Below are 17,451 nucleotides of genomic sequence, written 5' to 3'. Positions count from 1 at the left end.
ATAAAAAATGTTTGATACAAAAACGCCAATATATGAATATTGGCGTTTTTATATATTAAGTTTTTAGAGCGCAACTATTCTATCTCGCCCTGCATCTTTAGCGGCATATAGGCCTAAATCGGCCTCTTCTAATAACGCTTGCTCAGCATACACTTTACCACTTTGAGTAGTGGCAATACCTATACTAATAGTGATGTGGTCTGCATTTAATGAGCCTTTATGTTCTATATTCAAAGCATTTACAGCATTGCGTAATTTGTTAGCAAACTCCATAGCTTCATGCCTATTCATTCCAGGTAATACAGCTGCAAATTCTTCACCACCATAACGAGCTATAAAGTCACTACCACGTTCACATTGAGCTGCGAGTGCTTGTGCAACATCCTTTAAACATTCATCGCCAGCACGATGTCCGTAGCAATCGTTGTAACGCTTAAAGTGGTCTATATCCATAAGTAACACCGATAGCGGGGTTCCACTGCGTTTACTTCGGCGCCATTCACGAGCTAAGTTTTCGTCTAGGTAGCGTCTATTTGGGATTTCAGTTAAGCCGTCGATTGAGGCTAGCATCTCTAGCAGATCATTTTTTTGCTTTATAAGTAATTGGTTACGAACCCTAACACGCACAATAGAAGGGCTAAATGGCTTGGTGATATAATCCATAGCACCGAGCTCTAGGCCCTTAGCTTCGTCGTCATGGCTACGATTAGCTGATATAAATATAACGGGGATCGATTGAGTTATCGGATTTTCTTTAAGTTGCACAAGCACTTCATAGCCGTCAATTCCTGGCATAATCACATCAAGGATAATTAAATCAACTTGCGCAGTTTTTACAAAGGTCAGTGCTTTTTCACCACTTTCAACTAAGAATACGTCGTGTTCTACTTTAAGTGTTTTTTCAAGTACTAATCTGTTGATTGGATCATCATCTACAATAAGTACTTTAGCTCTTTTCGACATCCCTAGCCCCTACCCCTTTTATAAAAACAATTACCTGTTCTAACTGCATAATAAGCTCTTTCAGTGTTATTTCAACAGGCTTGTTAGTTGTTTTAAGTGTTCTTTCACACAATAAAGCGCAGTGAGACAATCGTCTAAAGCCTAAATTACCTGCTACACCTTTTATACTATGCACTAAGCGTACCAAATCATCCTTATTGGTTGTTTCTTCTATTTGCAATAGCTGGGTTTCGCATAAATTAGCAAATTTACCAATCATTGTATTAAGGAGCTTTTCATCCATACTAAACTGCGTTAATGCGAATGATTTTTCAAAAAAGCTTGGTTTAACTAAGTTTAAATCGGCAATTGCATCAATAAGTACCTTAGCAACAACCGGTTTAGTTAAATGCTTATTCATACCGCACTTTAAAGAACGTTCAATATCAGCGGGTTCACAATGAGCCGTTAAAGCAAAAATAGGCAGTTGCTTTGCGTCAAACTGTTGACGAATTAATGCCGTAGCTTGGCAGCCATCTATTTGCGGCATTTGCACATCCATCAATATTAAGTCAGGCTTTAAAACTTGCAATAATTCCATGCCGATAGATGCGCTTAAAGCGGTAACAACACTTACATTTGCTTGGCGTAATACACTGCTAATTATTTCTAAATTAAGTTGATTATCATCAATGGCTAATACAAGTAGACCCGATATATCAACTTTAGTTTCAGCAGTATTATATATTACGGCATTGGTACTAGCTTTAGGCTGTTGCTGAGAGTTCAAGCTAAATAGCCTTTGTCCCAATGCAGAGGCTTTAACGTGATGCGCAGCTAAATGCTCACTTGTTGGTAAATTAAGTGTGTGCTGATGATTAATAATAATTACCGATGTTTCTTTAGCTGATAACGAATCATTAATTGCTTCAACATTTAAAAGTGCAGGTAAATCGGCCGCATCGATTATTATTTGCTGAGTATTAGAGAGCTTAATTGGGTATTTGAGTACTTCATCTAAATTAATATTAGCAAGCTCTGTATAAGCATTTGTTACTTGCTTAAGCTCTTTACTTTGATCCGATAAAATAGCCAATGTATTAGTCGGTAACATCGTATTTTTAGTGGTATCAACCAAAAAACTAACGCTGAAGTAAAACTCACAGCCATGACCTTTTTTACTCTTTAAAGCAATCTCCCCTCCCATTAATGACACCGCATGTTTAACAATCGCTAAACCTAACCCAACACCATGATGTATACGTGTTGAAGACTCATCACCTTGCGTAAAGGCGTCAAATAAACGCCTCTGATCGGCTTCATCTATGCCCATACCGGTATCAATTACTTTAAAGCAAATATGCTGTTGCTCTAGGCTATCGCTTTCAATAAGTTCCATTTTTAAAGTGATAGAACCTGTTTTTGTAAACTTAACAGCATTTGTTAATAAATTACCTAATATTTGCTGTAAGCGAATACTGTCGCATATCAAATCAGGCGCTATTAACGGGTCAATATCAATAACAAATTCAATGCCTTTTCCTTCACACAATGGAGCCGTTAAACTTTCACAAATATCCACCAGCTCAACCATACTAAAAGATGCTTGTTTTAAATCGGTTTGCGAACTTTCTATACGTGCAAAATCAAGCATTCTATTGAGCATTAGCAACAAGCTTTGTGCTGCATGCTTAGCTTGATCCGTTTGTTGTAATTGCTTTTGCGTTAATCCTTGCTCAATAAGCATATCAAGCAGCCCTAAAACAGCATTAAGAGGAGTGCGTATTTCATGACTTAAATTGGCTATAAAGCGACTTTTAGCAAGGGTTGCTCGTTCGGCATCTAGTTTCGATTTAGTTAATGCGCTCACATCCTGAATGTGAATAACATAATAAGCTGGGTCCCGGTTTTCATCCCATACAAGCGATACACTCAGTTGCAACCAACTTGTTAAGCGCCCTTGAGCAAGCGTTAGGTGGTATACGCGTTTTTTGTCATCTAGCAATTGCGCTAAAGTGCTTTTTATTTGCTGCCATTGAGTATCGTCAAACAATGCTTTTAACTGCTCACCAACCAGTACTGGCTGTTCAGAAAACTGCTTTCTTGCCGCTTTATTTACTTGTAATATTGTGTGCTCAAGCGAGAGTAAAACCACGCAGTTAGCCGCAAATTCAATCGCACTTCTAAATTTAGATTCTGATGCTTTTAAGGCCAATAATGCTTGTTGCTGCTCGGTAATATCGCGACCAATACCCATAGTCCCCAACAGATGTTGGTGCTCGTTATAAAAAGGTGCAATAGTCAGTTGGTACGTTTTTTTATCGGTTTCTATTCGCTGTTCAACACTGTTTCTATTTTGTAATACTTGTTTTTCAAGCGCATTTATTTGTTGATCGTTATCACCTAAATCATCTACATATTTACCGACTAATGCAGTTTGATCTTTACCGATGTACGCCTCAAATGCTTTATTGCACCCTAAGAATGATCCATCAATATTTTTAAAATAAATAAGATCTGGCACACTGTTTAGCATAGTGTTGAGCAAAGCCAAGTGGCGCTCTTTTGCTTCGTAACTGCGGCTTAGTTTTTCTGATTGCAACTGAACCTGGTCGTCCAGAGCTTTATTTGCACTTTGTAATGAATCAACTAACTGTTTGTTTTTAGTAAATACACGCTTCACTTTAGAAAACCAAGGCTGCCAGCTCAGCGGTACTTTATAATCGAGCTGCACTTCTTGCTGTGTACCGTTACTCTCTAGGTACGACATTAAGTGAGTCATTGGCTTAATAAAAATGCGCTGACTTAACCAAAAAAACACGCCAAACATAATACTTAAAAATAGCGTTAAAAATGCAAACTCTAATAGTATTTCATACTTAATTGGGCTTATTAGTTGGGGTTTGTGCTCGTAAAATGCTGCGTGAATAGGTAACTCATCCATTGGCTGCATAAAGTAATTACTATCACTAGTTAAGACTGTTTTTTTACTATGGTGCTGGGCCAAATCAGGCCAATAATTTTTTAATGCTGTTGCTTGCTCTATTAACTGTTTAGAGCTGGCGATAACTTGATGTGATTGGTTCATAAAAACGTATTCACCACTGTTCGGTGAAACCTTTTTTAACCACCCAGAAATTGCCTGAACATCATAAATCAAAATAATGTAATCGGCTGAGCCAGTGCTTCGTTGTCGGCCAATAGCAAAATACGATTTATCATTCACTTTAACAATGGGACTTGAAGTAAGTTTGTTTGGTGAAAATTTTGGCTTAAATTTTCCATTTAGAATTTCAGTAAGCATTAAACTTTGGCTTTTGTTTCGCCTGCTTACATAAGCAAAACCATTATTATCAACATATGCTACAGCAGACAACGACTGCATTAATGCAAGCGTTGTATTAAACGAAGGCCCTAATGTAATAGCCTGCTGCCACTGCATTAATGCCTTAGTAGATAACGCAAACTCCCCCTTACCTACAATTTCAGTGCCTTGCTCACTAAAGTGACGGTAATAGTAACCATCATATTGATTTATGCCCTCAAGTAAGCTTTGGTTTATTTTTGGATAGGTCGTTTGTTCGTATAAGCTAAACATGGTGGTGAGTAGATTACTCACCGACTCCATCCCGTGAGTAACCTGTGCTGAAACATTCGTAAAATCGGCTTCGCGTTTTTCAACCGCCCGCTCAAGCTTTATATTATATAAGTGCAAGCACAGTAAAAAAGCGACAATCAATGGCACTAAAAGCGCAATAAATAATGAACGATAATAATGCTTCAGAGGTAAAAAATTCAATGTACTGCCTGCCATTTGGCTCGAAAATCAATCGATAGACTATCGAGCCAATTTGTTAAGCGCAAGTTATAAATTTTCTTCTGCAAATGACGCTAAGCGACTACGTACAACACCGTTGAGGTTTATAGTTGCGCTGCCTTCAAAGTTTTTAAAGCGCTCTACTATGTACGTTAAGCCCGATGTTACTGGCGTTAAATAGTTACTATCTATTTGCGCCAAGTTACCCGTACAAATTAATTTAGTACCTTCGCCGCAGCGGGTAATAATCGTTTTAAGTTGAGATGCCGTTAAATTTTGGCTCTCATCTAAAATTACCACCGCATTTTGAATGCTACGCCCACGCATAAAGTTAACCGATTTAAACTGAACATTAGCCTTCTCCATAATGTAGTTTCGGCTTGATATCGGATTTTCGTCGCCTTTGTGCAATACCTCCAGCGTATCGGTAATGGCTGCGAGCCATGGCGCCATTTTTTCCTCTTCGGTGCCTGGTAAAAAGCCAATGGACTCTGCTATTTCTGGCGTATTACGGGTAACTATTACTTTATCGTAAATACCTTTTTCGATGACCATTTCAAGGGCGCTGGCAAGCGCTAACAAGGTTTTACCACACCCCGCAGGGCCGGTTAAAATAACAAGTTCAATACTTGTATCTAGCAGCGCATCAAGCGCCATTCCCTGATAAATATTTTTGGGCTTAACGCCCCATGCTTGTTGATGCATTAAACGCTCAATACCAATATCTTTGAGCGTTATGTGCTCGTCATCGTACGATTTAACACGCGCCGCAAACTGATCCCCTCCATCAAGTAAATATTCATTACAAAATACATCCGGTATTAAGTTTTTAGGCACATGATGAAGCGTATCTCGTCCGTGTTGCTGCGTATTACATTCCCCTACATGGTCCCAAAAATCACCTTCAATTTTTTTATAACCACTAGTGAGTAAGCTGATATCGTCAATAAGTTGATCGGTACGGTAATCCTCAACATATTTAAGCCCTACGCCTTTGGCCTTTAAACGCATGTTTATGTCTTTTGTTACTAATATAACTTTTGAATCACTGTGCTGCTTTTGTAAATACACGGCGCAATTAATAATACGATGGTCGTTTTCGTTACCCGGCAGACCAGAAATGGAGTCGGCAAATAAATGGTCGTTTACAATAATGAGGGTACCTGCAGAGCTCGCTTTTGCCTTTTTGTTACTCGGCAGCGCCACGCCTTGTAGCATTTGTTCGGGCGTTGCATTTTTAAGAACTTCATCTAATCCACGAATAGCGACGCGCGCATCACGGCTTACGTCGTGTTTTCTGTCTTTTATGTGGTCGAGCTCTTCAAGCACTGTCATCGGAATTACAACGTCATGTTCTTGAAAAGACAAATAAGCGAGGGGTTCGTGAAGTAGTACGTTGGTATCTAGCACATACATTTTACTTTCAAGGTTCGAAGCTTTTTCCATAGCACTTTCCTTACGTTTTATGATTTTTATGCTATACCAAAATAACTAAGTAAAACGGGCAAAACTTCAACCTGCAATACTTAATTGCCAAGGCATAATGTAAGTTTAGTCTATTTGTCATAAAAGTCCGTTTTATTACAAACCATAATTAGTTTTAATTTATAAAAAAGCAGCCATAAACAAGTTGTTTTAATAGTAATAATTAACACTTACAAAATTAATTAAAAGTGAGCCAAATAGCGCCTTGCAGTGGTGTTAGCTTACAGGTAACATAGCCGCCTTTTTCATCATAGACGAGACATACATGAATTTTTCCTTAGGTCAGCGTTGGATCAGTGATACAGAGTCAGATTTAGGATTAGGCACCGTTGTTGCCATTGAAGGCCGTCAGGTCAGCATATTATTTCCTGCCAGTGGTGAGAGCCGTGTTTATTCTTCGGCAGAAGCACCTGTTACCCGTGTGGCATTTAATCCTGGCGATGTGATCAAAAGCGTTGAAGAATGGGAATTAGAAGTAGAGTCTATTGAAGTACAAGGCGAGTTACTGTGTTATCACGGCACCCGTGTTGATAACGGCGAAACTGCCAAGCTTAAAGAAACCTTTTTAGATCATTTTATTAAGTTTAATAAACCACAAGATCGTTTATTTGCGGGCCAAGTCGATCGTTTTGATCGCTATACACTTCGCTACCAAACGTGGTTACATAAATTTGAACGTGAACAATCGCCTATTAAAGGCTTAATTGGTCAGCGTGCTAATCTTATTCCGCACCAGCTTTATATTGCCCAAGAAGTGGGTAAACGTTTTGCACCACGCGTACTTTTATCAGATGAAGTAGGCCTTGGTAAAACAATTGAAGCGGGCATGATTTTACACCAACAAATTATTAGTGGTCGTGCAAGACGCGTATTAATAGTTGTACCAGAAAACCTACAACACCAATGGTTAGTAGAAATGCTACGCCGCTTTAACTTACACTTTTCTATTTTTGATGAAGAACGTTGCGACGAAGCGTTTGCAGATTCTCCAAACGTGTTTGATACAGAGCAACTAGTACTTACCAGTCTTGAGTTTTTAACCAAGAAAAAACGCTGGTTTGAACAAGCAACGCTTGCTGATTGGGATTTACTAGTTATAGATGAAGCCCATCACCTAAGTATAAATAACGGCAAGCCAAGCTCAGAGTATCAACGTATGGCAGAGCTTAGCCAAGATATTCCTGGCCTTATTTTACTTACCGCAACGCCTGACCAACTTGGTCACAGCAGCCACTTTGCACGTTTACAGTTACTCGATCCTGACCGTTTTTACGACTACGACGTGTTTAAAGAAGAAGAAGCAAATTATAAAGACGTTGCTGAAGCTGCAAATCAATTACTGCAAGAGCAAGGGCTAGACGACACAGCCAAAGCCACACTAATTGAGCTATTAAAAGAAACCGATATTACTGATATTCTTGAAAAAGCACAGCAAGGCGATTTACCAGCACGTAAAGAAATACTTAACATGCTGCTCGATCGCCACGGCACGGGTCGCATATTATTTCGAAACAGCCGCAGCGGTATTGATGGCTACCCAAGTCGTAAATTACACGCCTACCCTATGGCACTGCCAAAACAGTATAAAACGGCTATGTCGGTACTAGGCAACATGGGTGGCATTCAAAACCCTGAACTAAGTGCACACCGCGCTCTTTTTCCTGAAAAAATATTTCAAGAGTTTGAAGGCGAAAGCGCAAGCTGGGGTTTATTTGACCCACGTGTAGATTGGTTAATCGAAACACTTAAAACGCTTAAGCGCGAAAAAGTACTACTTATATGTGCTAAAGCTGAAACAGCTATCAGTCTTGAGCAAATACTGCGTGAACGCGAAGCAATTAAAGCATCGGTATTCCACGAAGGTATGTCTATTATTGAGCGTGACCGCGCTGCTGCATTTTTTGCAGACGAGTACGATAATGCACAAATATTACTGTGTTCAGAAATTGGCTCAGAAGGTCGTAACTTCCAGTTCTCGCATCACTTAGTGTTGTTTGATTTACCATTGAACCCAGATTTACTAGAGCAGCGTATTGGTCGATTAGACCGTATAGGTCAAACGCAAGATGTGAACATTCATGTGCCATATTTTGAAAACACCGCTCAAGAAGTATTGCTACGTTGGTACAACGAAGGTCTAGATGCATTCGAATCTACCTCGTCAACAGGCCAAATGCTTTATAAAGAGTTCCGTGATGATCTACTTGAATATATTTCTGCGCATAACTGCGATGAAGACGAACTCGATCCATTACTTGAGCAAGTAGCACAGCAAAATGCAGTACTGCGTAAAAAAATGGAAAGCGGACGAGATCGTTTACTAGAGCTACATTCATCGGGTCAAGGTGCTGCAGATTCACTTGTAGCTGAAATCGAAAAACTCGACAATCAGTTTGAATTACCAAGCTACATGATCAACGTGTTCGACACATTTGGCGTAAGCCAAGAAGATAAAGGCGAAAATACCATTATCTTAAAGCCAACTGAGCATATGTTAAACCCTTCATTCCCATCGCTTAAAGAAGATGGCATGACCGTTACCTTTGATCGCGACACGGCGCTTTCGCAAGAAGACGTGCACTTTGTTAGTTGGGATCACCCAATGGTGCAAGGCACCATGGATATGATTTGTGACGACGACTTTGGTAGCGCATCGGTTGCATTGCTTAAAAACAAAAAGTTACCGCCTGGTACCTTTTTTGTTGAGCTTATTTTTGTTGCAGAAGCAATGGCACCAAAAGTATTACAAGTTGGTCGCTTTTTACCGCCTACACCAATTCGTATATTGCTAGATAAAGCAGGTAATAATTTAGGTGAGAATGTGGCATTTGAAGGCTTTAATCAGCAGTTATCAGCCGTTGGCCGCCAAACAGCAAGTAAACTTGCAGGTGCATTGCAAAGTGCTGTTCACCCTATGATTACTACCGCTAAAGATATGGCACAAGAAAAACTTGAAGTTATTCGTGCAGCGTCGCTTGTTAAAATGCAAACGTCACTCAGTGAAGAGCAAGAGCGACTGGTAGCCCTTAAGCAGATTAACCCGAATATTCGCCAAGAAGAAATTACCTTCTACGATAAGCAACGCAGCGACCTAGCTACATATATTGAAAAAACGCAGCTACAACTTGATGCAATTCGATTAATAGTGGTTTCACACTAGAGATTTTGGCTTTTAACCGCTAGCCTTTTAAGCTGACTCCAGAGTAAATTTGGAGTCATCTTTTTAAACTTCATTTTTAAAACCACGTGTTCTTATTTAGATATGAGCTAACACTACCTATTTAGCTTTATACCAAGTCCTTTATTGTGCTATCTATTTTTCTTAACATCACCGTAGCTAAAAACTCAAGCTACGCCCTATACAGCTATTGTTTGAGATAGTTGATAGGTTTATTTTCCCTTGCATAAAGTTGTTTTTTTGTTAACCTACTCGCCTTCCATTTTAGTCTTTTTGAGGTGTTTATGGCGTTTCTATCTCGTTCGATATTGGCGTTGTCCATAGCGCTCTCAAGCAGCAGTGTCTTTGCTCAAGCCCAATGCGATGTTGAATTACGTCATGGTTTAATTATCACTGACGATGCAATTCGCATATTAGATAAAGGCCAGACTCGTGTACAAATTAATAACAATAACCAACTATTTATTCGCGGTTATTGGGTTGATTTAAGCGATGACGAAAGCAAAGTACTCGAACAGTTTAGTAATGGTATTCGCCACACAGTCCCCGAATTAGTAAATCTGGCTACCGATGGTGTTAACTTAGGTTTAAGCGCTATTGAACACGTAGTTGAAGGTATGTCAGACAAAGAGCCTGAAGTACTAAAAACACAACTAAAGTATGTAGAGCGCGCGCTAATGGATAAGTTTAAGCGCGGAGATGACTTCTTTTTTATAGCCCCTCAATCACTTTCGCAAATAGATGATTTTTTTACTAAAGAGATCAGCCAGCAAATTCACTCTGCAGTGCATGGATCGTTAGGTGCTATTTTGGTATCACTCGGAGATGCGTTTAAATCGCGCGAAGGTAATATAGAAGATCGTATTAACGACATGGGCCAACGCATGGATATTATCTCAAGAGAAATTGATAAGTCGCTACAAAAAAAGGCGCATCAATTAGAGCTTAAAGCTTCTGAGTATTGCGAATGTTTAAACGCACTCGATGTAACCGAATCTCGCTTACAAGCAATAGTACCTGGTATGGCCGATTACGATTTAGTGCAAATAAAGTCTTAGAGTACGTATTCGTTTTTAGAATAAAATAACACCGAGTATGAACATACTCGGTGTTTTGCTTTATGATTGATTAAAAATAAGCGCTTCTACTTTTTATTCTAAATTGGTGAGCCCGGTGGGATTGGCAGCACTTTAAAGTTGTTTGGCCATTGCCCTTTAATTAAAAACTGATTTATTTGCTCAGCTAAATATTGCTTAAACGCACTCTCGCCAGTACTTGTATGGCTCAGCATTGAGTTTTGGTTAAAGTCTTCACTCAACTTAACTAAGTAGTAACGTAACTGCGCTTGCACTTCAGGGCTTGCACTATCGCTTGCTACTAAATCAGCCATGGTTTTTGCAGTTAAAAATTGCACGCGCTGAGTGATTTTACCTGTCATTGTATTAGGTGATGACACGTTAAACACTTGGCTATATAGCTCCTCAAGTAACTCATCTAAACTATAAAAGTCATTACTACGCGCTTGTTGCTGCGCTAAGCGATTTAAACGCTGTGCATTTAATAAAAGCGACAAGCTGTGCTGCACTGCAACCTCGGGTAACGCCATTGCATCGAGCGTTAACCCTGTGCGTCCAACTATGCTCTCGCGCGATTTAGACTCGCCATATGCTTTTGGCGGAATTAGCGATAACACAGATTCAGGAAGTAATAAGTTACTTGGCTTAAGCGTTGCAAAAATAGCGTTTACTGCTTCTTGCTGTGTTTTTTTATTAACGACTTGTGCGCCTTTTACGGGTGAGTCACCGCGTGTTTCGTATTCGTAATCAACACCGGCTATAAGTTTCACTGCAGCCTCAACCTGAAAACGGTGAAACAGATAAAGCGGAACTAGTTTTTCCTCTAATTGCGATAATGAGTCGCCCGTTTTAATATTATTAATACCAAACTGCGAAAGTGCTTTTTTACGTACGTCGAGTACTCGTAAAAGCTCCTGAGAAGGATTAGTGCCGTTATCCCATAAATGAGCTGTTGGATGCGCGCCACCTTTAGCACGAGCATCACTATCTGATATAAACTCAAGGCCTTTGGCTTTGTTCTCTTTTAAAATAGCAGCAAGTTCTGCGCTTTCATCTTGGTTAGTAAAATCGCTATAGCCATATTTAATTACCTGGGTATCCCACACGCCCATGCCTGTTGCATAGCCGCGCGTTACATCAAGCTTACCTTGTTCATTAAAACTAAGTAGCGGATGTGGGTAATCCATTACTGAGGCTCTATCCCCTACCGATGCTGCAAAGTTATGAGAAATACCTAACGTGTGGCCAATTTCATGTGCGCTTAATTGGCGAATACGATCAAGCGCCATTGCTTGCAAGTTTTTAGCAACTTCATTGCCTTTTAAATAAGGAGCAGCGAGTGCTTCAGCTATTAAAATATCTTGGCGAACACGCAATGAGCCGAGTGTTACATGCCCTTTAAGTATTTCACCTGTACGTGGGTCGATCACCGAACTTCCGTATGACCAACCACGCGTTGCACGGTGTACCCATTGAATGACGTTGTAACGAATATCCATAGGGTCGGCGCTACTTGGCAGCACTTTTACTATAAATGCATTTTTATATCCTGCCGCCGTAAATGCGTCGTTCCACCACTTTCCACCTTCAAGCAAAGCGCTTTTAACGGGCTCTGGTACGCCAGGATCAAGGTAATATACAATTGGTTTAACAGGCTCACTAATAGGTAAACTTGAATCCTTTTTAGTTAAACGATGGCGCGGTATATAACGCACGTACATAGAGTCACCAAGCGGCGCTGCGTAATCTTTATGTTCTATACTCCAAAAACCTGATTGCGGATTAAACTTACGGGGCGTGTAGTTATCATCTGGTAATTGAATAAGTGAATGATGCATGTGTACGGTAAGTGAGTATGGGTCGGCACTTACTTGGCGAACAAATTCACCTGGTTTTGTGCCTTTAAATGTAAGTACAGCTTCAAGCTCGGTGTTTTTTACAAATGCTTTTGAGCGATTCATATAAACGGCGCTACGTGACTCATCAAGGCTAAAGTTACCTTGCTTACGCGCCGCAAGCGTTCGGCTTACGCCGTGTACATCACTTAATAAATAAGGTGTGTAATCAATAAGTGCTGTGGCTTTATCTTCTGCGACCACTTTAAAACCAGCAAGTATACTTGATGCAAACGCCTCTTTAATACTTTGCTGTTCGGCCTTGTTACTTGTGTTGGCACGATAGTAAATATTTACAGCCCGCAGCATTACTTTGTCGCCAAAACGCTCAAACTGCACAAGGTGAGTATTACCAAGCTGACCTCTATCAAGGCCTATGTCGTTAGAGCCAATACCGTAAGGCAAGCTTTGCTGCAGTAAAAATTGTTGTTCAAACTTATCAACTTTTAAATATACTTTTCCGTTTTGGGTATCGTAAAAAAACGAATAATAGCCCGGAAAATGATTCATTTGCGTAGTAAATTCATCAATTGACTTAATTGCTGCGTGCGCTTGAGTTATGATAGAGCACAGCACAGTAAAGAATATGTAACTTAGTAGTGGTATTTTTTTCATAATCTTATCTTTGTTATTTGTGTTTTAAGTACGATTAGGTGGTCCCATTATAGGGTGCTATTTAAACAATACAGTTATTTAAGACGAATTTCAGCGCTCTAAGCTAATCTCTCTCACATTATGATTGGTTTTAACACGTTATCAGGAAAATAGAATGCGTAGACTCCCTCCAGTATTACTTGAAGATGGTTGTTCAAGAGAACTTTTATCATTAATTCGAACAATTTTAGCAGCATGTAAAGAAATTTCGTTTCGCGTTGGTCAAGGCGCGCTTTCTGGCGTATTAGGCTCAACCCTTGATGAAAACATTCAAGGTGAAACTCAAAAAAAGCTCGATGTATTATCTAATCAGCTGTTAAAAGATATTTTACTGGAATCAGGTACGGTTAAAGCAATCGCTTCTGAAGAAGAAGACTACACAGTAGCAGGTAACCCAGACGCTAAATTCATAGTGGCATTTGATCCATTGGATGGCTCGTCAAATACCGATATTAACTCGCTTGTCGGTACTATATTTTCTATTATGGAAGCGCCTGAAGGTTCTGACGCCGCTGACGAAAGCATTTTTATGCAGCCAGGTCATAAGCAAGTTGCAGCAGGTTACGTACTTTACGGCCCGTCAACAATGCTTGCGCTGACTACAGGTAAAGGCACGCGTATGTTTACCCTTGATAAAACACAAGGCAGCTTTTTACTTACACAAGATTTTGCTGATATTCCTGCTGATACAAACGAATTTGCCATTAATACGTCTAACCAACGCCATTGGCAACCAGCTATGCAAAACTACATCGATGATTTGCTAGCAGGCGATACAGGCCCGCGCGCTAAAAACTTTAATATGCGCTGGATTGCAGCAATGGTGGGCGATGTACATCGCGTGCTTAGCCGTGGCGGTTTATTTACTTACCCTACCGACACCAAAGATCCTAAAAAGCCAAATAAATTACGCCTACTTTACGAAGCAAATCCAATGGCTATGTTAGTAGAGCAAGCTGGCGGTATCGCATCAACCGGTACCGAGCGTATTATGGATATTCAGCCTGATGCAATCCACCAGCGTGTAGCCGTTATTTTAGGTTCTAAAAACGAAGTCGAAACGTGCTTGGGATATCATAAATAATCGCTTAAAACGATTGTCTTCAATTTAAAAAACCGCATTCAATTGAAATGCGGTTTTTTTGTAGGTGAGCTTTTACACCTCGCTTTTTAAACAAATCAAATTTTTACTAACGCAACTATTTGAGCAAGCTTTTGATGATTAAGCTCTCCCATTTGCTCGCTATTACTGAGCGCATAAATAAAACCTTCATGCTCTGCACAATCAATGTCATCTCGCGATTCAATTACGTTTGCCCAAAGCTCTAAATCATCTAAGTCTATTTCGTTACTTAAACAGCGCTTAAGTACATCAATTAAAACCTCGGTTGAGAGAGTATAATGAGTTTTATTGCTATCAGCAGGGCTTGAAACGATAACCGATATAGCTTCATCCCTTTGCTCACCAAATGTAATAAATTCAGCTAATGCTTTTTGTGTATTCATAATATTTGTTATTCTTGGCTCACTGTTACTAAAAAGAATTATAATGACTGAACTTAACTGCACTCAATGCCACAGTACTCTAACGTGTAATGTAGACGATATATCAGCGTGTTGGTGCAATGAGCTGCCGGCTATTTTACCGCTAGATATCACAGCAACAAGTTGTTTATGCCGCAAGTGCACGCTTAATAAAATAAATACTTTTTTAGAGGGTGTTTATACACAACCTATTAAAACCCAAATAGACTTTGCAAAACAATTTAGAGGTAACGAAAATTTAATTGAAGGGCTCGACTACACCATGCAAAGTGGTTACATGATATTTAGTAAGTGGTTTTTTTTAAAGCGTGGTTCGTGCTGCAAAAATGGTTGTAAAAATTGCCCTTATGGTTTTAGAAAATAAAAACCATTTAATACAAATACGAGCAAACATTGGTTTTTACCCTCTCATTTCCTTCACTTTTTCTTGTGAGTAATATTTTTAAGTACTGTTATTCACAAAGAGGTTTAGAGGCGCTGCGCTTTTAGAGTAAGTGATTGTATAAAAATAGTATTCAAATACGAGTAAGCACTGGTTTTTACCTTCTCATTTTCTTCTCTTTCACTTTTTCTTGTGAGTAATATTTTTAAATACTGTTATTCACAAAGAGGTTTAGAGGCGCTGCGCTTTTAGAGTAAGTTATTGTATAAAAATAGTATTCAAATACGAGTAAGCACTGGTTTTTATCTTCTCATTTTCTTCACTTTCACTTCTCCTTGTGAATAATATTTTTAAGTACTGTTATTCACAAAGAGGTTTAGAGGCGCTGCGCTTTTAACGTGAGCAAGCTTTACATATCCAACACGTCTACTTTTCTCCCGTGGCGATGGGCAATGAATCACTTGCGCCCCACTCACTCCACGAGCCATCAAAAACACTTAAATTACTGTAACCACATTCAGTAGCAAATAACGCTAAAACACAGGCTGTAATACCTGAGCCACAGCTAAATTGTAGCTGCTGTGCATCCCCGACCACGTCATTAAATATCGCTTTAATTTCAGTAAGTGGTTTTGCTTCACCTTTATTAAGTAAATCCATAAAAGGTAACGAGCGACTATTTGGGATATGCCCGCTACGCATGCCTTTTCGGGGTTCACTTTCTTCGCCTGTAAAACGCTTATAAGCACGTGCATCTAGCAATGCAGTGCTGGGCTCATCGATTACGTCAACCACTTGTTGGCTATTAATAAAATACGCAGAGTTATAGTTTGCCGTAACATCACCTGTACCTGACGCTTTGCTATAACCTTGTTGTGTGGCGTAATCGCTCTCTAACCACTTTTTAAGGCCACCACTGAGTACTTTAACATTGTGATGCCCCATAGCTTTAAACATCCACCACGCTCTTGCTGCGCTAAATAAACCGCCATCTTCGTATACAACTATAAACGAGTCGTTATTTAAACCTGCATTTTGCATCATGTGGGTAAACTGCTGCTCGCTGCATACCATACTTGGTAAGGGATTTGATCTATCGGCCAATTCGTTTTTTATGTCAAAACGTTTAGCGTTAGGCAGCATTGCTTGCGGCGAATAAGTACCCAAAACACCTGGGCGCAGCATACCTGCATCAAATATCACTAATGCAGGATTATTAAGTTGCTCGTGTAATTGCTGACAGCTAATTAGGTTTTTCACTACGATTCCTTATCACCATGATACTTAGCAAACTCGTCATTACCCGTAAAACGCGCTTCAATCGCTTTAATGTGTTTATCTTCAGTGTGTTTCCAAACGCCAGGAATACAATATACATGTTCAATAAAGCTAAAAAACTTATCCTTTAATAATGTATTTGGTTGCCAGCCCTGCACTACTTCGTTCATATTCTCTGCTAGCTGCTCTGCAGTGCTTGCATGCTTTACCAAACCCTCAATGTTGTAACAGGCTTGTCCAAGAGTTAAAACTCGTTTATTGAGCAGCAATGCTTCTAAGCCGACCGTTGAATTAATCGTTAATACGGCTTCAGCGCACTTAATCAAATCACTTGTTTGATTTCCATTAGCAAAAATTGCAATCGGATCTTTTTCATAAAGATGAGCGTAATGTTTATGCCACGACGGATGCTCTTTAAAAACCACTTTTAAACTTGGATCGTTTAAGCTTTTGACCGCTTTAATCACCTCGTCGTAAAACATGTCCATAGAGTTTATCCACGGAGAAAAGCTAGCTAATTGAGTATCGTGAGGTACTTGAAAAGGCGCAAATATATAGCGTTCTGGCACATCGGCGCATTCAAATTCACAGCGCTTTTTATGATCAGCTCTTGGAATTAAATCCGGCGCACAAAAATTTAGCTTATTTTGTGGGTCAAAATTTAGGTAAAAAGAAGGGTCACGGCTTAACGACGCATTATAGTTAATACCGCTAGGGTCTAAACTGCTTGTACCGGGTAGTAAACCATTTTCATAATAAAACTGCTTAACACCTAATGCTTTTGCAGCCATAGCAACGGTCGTATTTGGAAGTTTATTGCCGTTCCAAATAACAATGCACTCAGGATTAGTCTCGGTTAATAAGGCTAAATACTTAGCGTATCGTAATCGTTCAAATAAAACTAACCCAGCACTGTAAACAGCAGTAATAATAGGACTATTCCAGATAGCATTACGTGCTCTTTTGCGTTTTAGCTGAGAGTTAACTACATCAGTAAAATTAACTTGAAACGCATCTTTTAAATACTTAACAGCAGAAAGCTTAGGGGCTCCCATGATATGTAATTGGCAATCCATCGACAATTTTTTGATTATTTTTTTATAGTATTTTGCGTGTACATTTTTGCGAGAGATAAATAGGTAAGCCATACAAGCTATATTTGCCAATTATTGTTTTTATGAAATAATTCTAAGTGGACA

The 17,451-nt window shown here is 39.5% G+C and carries 11 protein-coding genes; 4 read left to right on the top strand and 7 right to left on the bottom strand.

Going from position 1 to position 17,451, the window contains the following annotated elements; translation table 11 throughout:
- Nucleotides 1-63: 63 nt before the first annotated feature.
- Genes GQR39_RS09765 through GQR39_RS09755 form a run of 3 tightly spaced genes read right to left on the bottom strand, consistent with a single transcriptional unit; the run spans nucleotide 64 to nucleotide 6,205 of the window.
- Nucleotides 64-963, bottom strand: coding sequence for a diguanylate cyclase (locus tag GQR39_RS09765; protein ID WP_007581985.1), 900 nt, complete (start codon nucleotides 961-963; stop codon nucleotides 64-66).
- A complete protein-coding gene (locus GQR39_RS09760; protein ID WP_197173257.1) occupies nucleotides 947-4,756 on the bottom strand; it encodes an ATP-binding protein in 3,810 nt (1,269 codons plus the stop codon). Before GQR39_RS09760 ends, GQR39_RS09765 begins: the two co-directional genes overlap by 17 nt.
- 51 nt (nucleotides 4,757-4,807) lie before the next feature.
- On the bottom strand, nucleotides 4,808-6,205 hold the full coding sequence (locus GQR39_RS09755) for a PhoH family protein (RefSeq protein WP_165735487.1): 1,398 nt from the start codon (nucleotides 6,203-6,205) through the stop codon (nucleotides 4,808-4,810).
- Nucleotides 6,206-6,509: 304 nt separating this feature from the next.
- Between GQR39_RS09755 and rapA the strand changes: the two genes are divergently transcribed.
- Together rapA and GQR39_RS09745 are read left to right on the top strand one after the other, a co-directional pair.
- A complete protein-coding gene (gene rapA, locus GQR39_RS09750) occupies nucleotides 6,510-9,404 on the top strand; it encodes an RNA polymerase-associated protein RapA (protein WP_165735486.1) in 2,895 nt (964 codons plus the stop codon).
- 302 nt (nucleotides 9,405-9,706) lie between these two features.
- Nucleotides 9,707-10,480, top strand: a complete 774-nt coding sequence (locus GQR39_RS09745; protein ID WP_007581974.1) for a YggN family protein — start codon at nucleotides 9,707-9,709, stop codon at nucleotides 10,478-10,480.
- Nucleotides 10,481-10,578: 98 nt separating this feature from the next.
- On the opposite strand, the gene GQR39_RS09740 is transcribed toward GQR39_RS09745, so the two are convergent.
- A complete protein-coding gene (locus GQR39_RS09740) occupies nucleotides 10,579-13,008 on the bottom strand; it encodes a zinc-dependent metalloprotease (RefSeq protein WP_165735485.1) in 2,430 nt (809 codons plus the stop codon).
- A 154-nt stretch (nucleotides 13,009-13,162) separates the two neighbouring features.
- On the opposite strand from GQR39_RS09740, the gene GQR39_RS09735 reads away from it, so the two are divergent.
- Nucleotides 13,163-14,131, top strand: a complete 969-nt coding sequence (locus GQR39_RS09735) for a class 1 fructose-bisphosphatase (protein ID WP_008137851.1) — start codon at nucleotides 13,163-13,165, stop codon at nucleotides 14,129-14,131.
- 95 nt (nucleotides 14,132-14,226) lie between these two features.
- Here the strand turns inward: GQR39_RS09735 and GQR39_RS09730 are convergent, their stop codons facing one another.
- Nucleotides 14,227-14,553, bottom strand: coding sequence for a hypothetical protein (locus GQR39_RS09730; RefSeq protein WP_007581969.1), 327 nt, complete (start codon nucleotides 14,551-14,553; stop codon nucleotides 14,227-14,229).
- A 43-nt stretch (nucleotides 14,554-14,596) separates the two neighbouring features.
- Between GQR39_RS09730 and GQR39_RS09725 the strand changes: the two genes are divergently transcribed.
- Nucleotides 14,597-14,956 (top strand): DUF5522 domain-containing protein, encoded by a 360-nt coding sequence (locus tag GQR39_RS09725; RefSeq protein ID WP_165735484.1) that lies wholly within the window; start codon nucleotides 14,597-14,599, stop codon nucleotides 14,954-14,956.
- Between the two features lie 444 nt (nucleotides 14,957-15,400).
- On the opposite strand, the gene GQR39_RS09720 is transcribed toward GQR39_RS09725, so the two are convergent.
- Nucleotides 15,401-16,234 carry a sulfurtransferase gene (locus GQR39_RS09720; RefSeq protein ID WP_165735483.1) on the bottom strand — a complete coding sequence of 278 codons (834 nt, stop codon included), beginning with the start codon at nucleotides 16,232-16,234 and terminating at the stop codon, nucleotides 15,401-15,403.
- Nucleotides 16,234-17,307, bottom strand: coding sequence for a capsular biosynthesis protein (locus GQR39_RS09715; protein ID WP_240918195.1), 1,074 nt, complete (start codon nucleotides 17,305-17,307; stop codon nucleotides 16,234-16,236). The genes GQR39_RS09720 and GQR39_RS09715 overlap by 1 nt, the downstream gene beginning before the upstream one ends.
- Nucleotides 17,308-17,451 lie beyond the last annotated feature (144 nt).

Origin of the sequence: Pseudoalteromonas sp. C8, from assembly GCF_011378685.1 — a bacterium.
Lineage (GTDB): Bacteria > Pseudomonadota > Gammaproteobacteria > Enterobacterales > Alteromonadaceae > Pseudoalteromonas > Pseudoalteromonas arctica.
The sequence above is the reverse complement of the archived record's forward strand: the minus strand, read 5'-3'. Positions and strand labels throughout refer to the sequence as shown.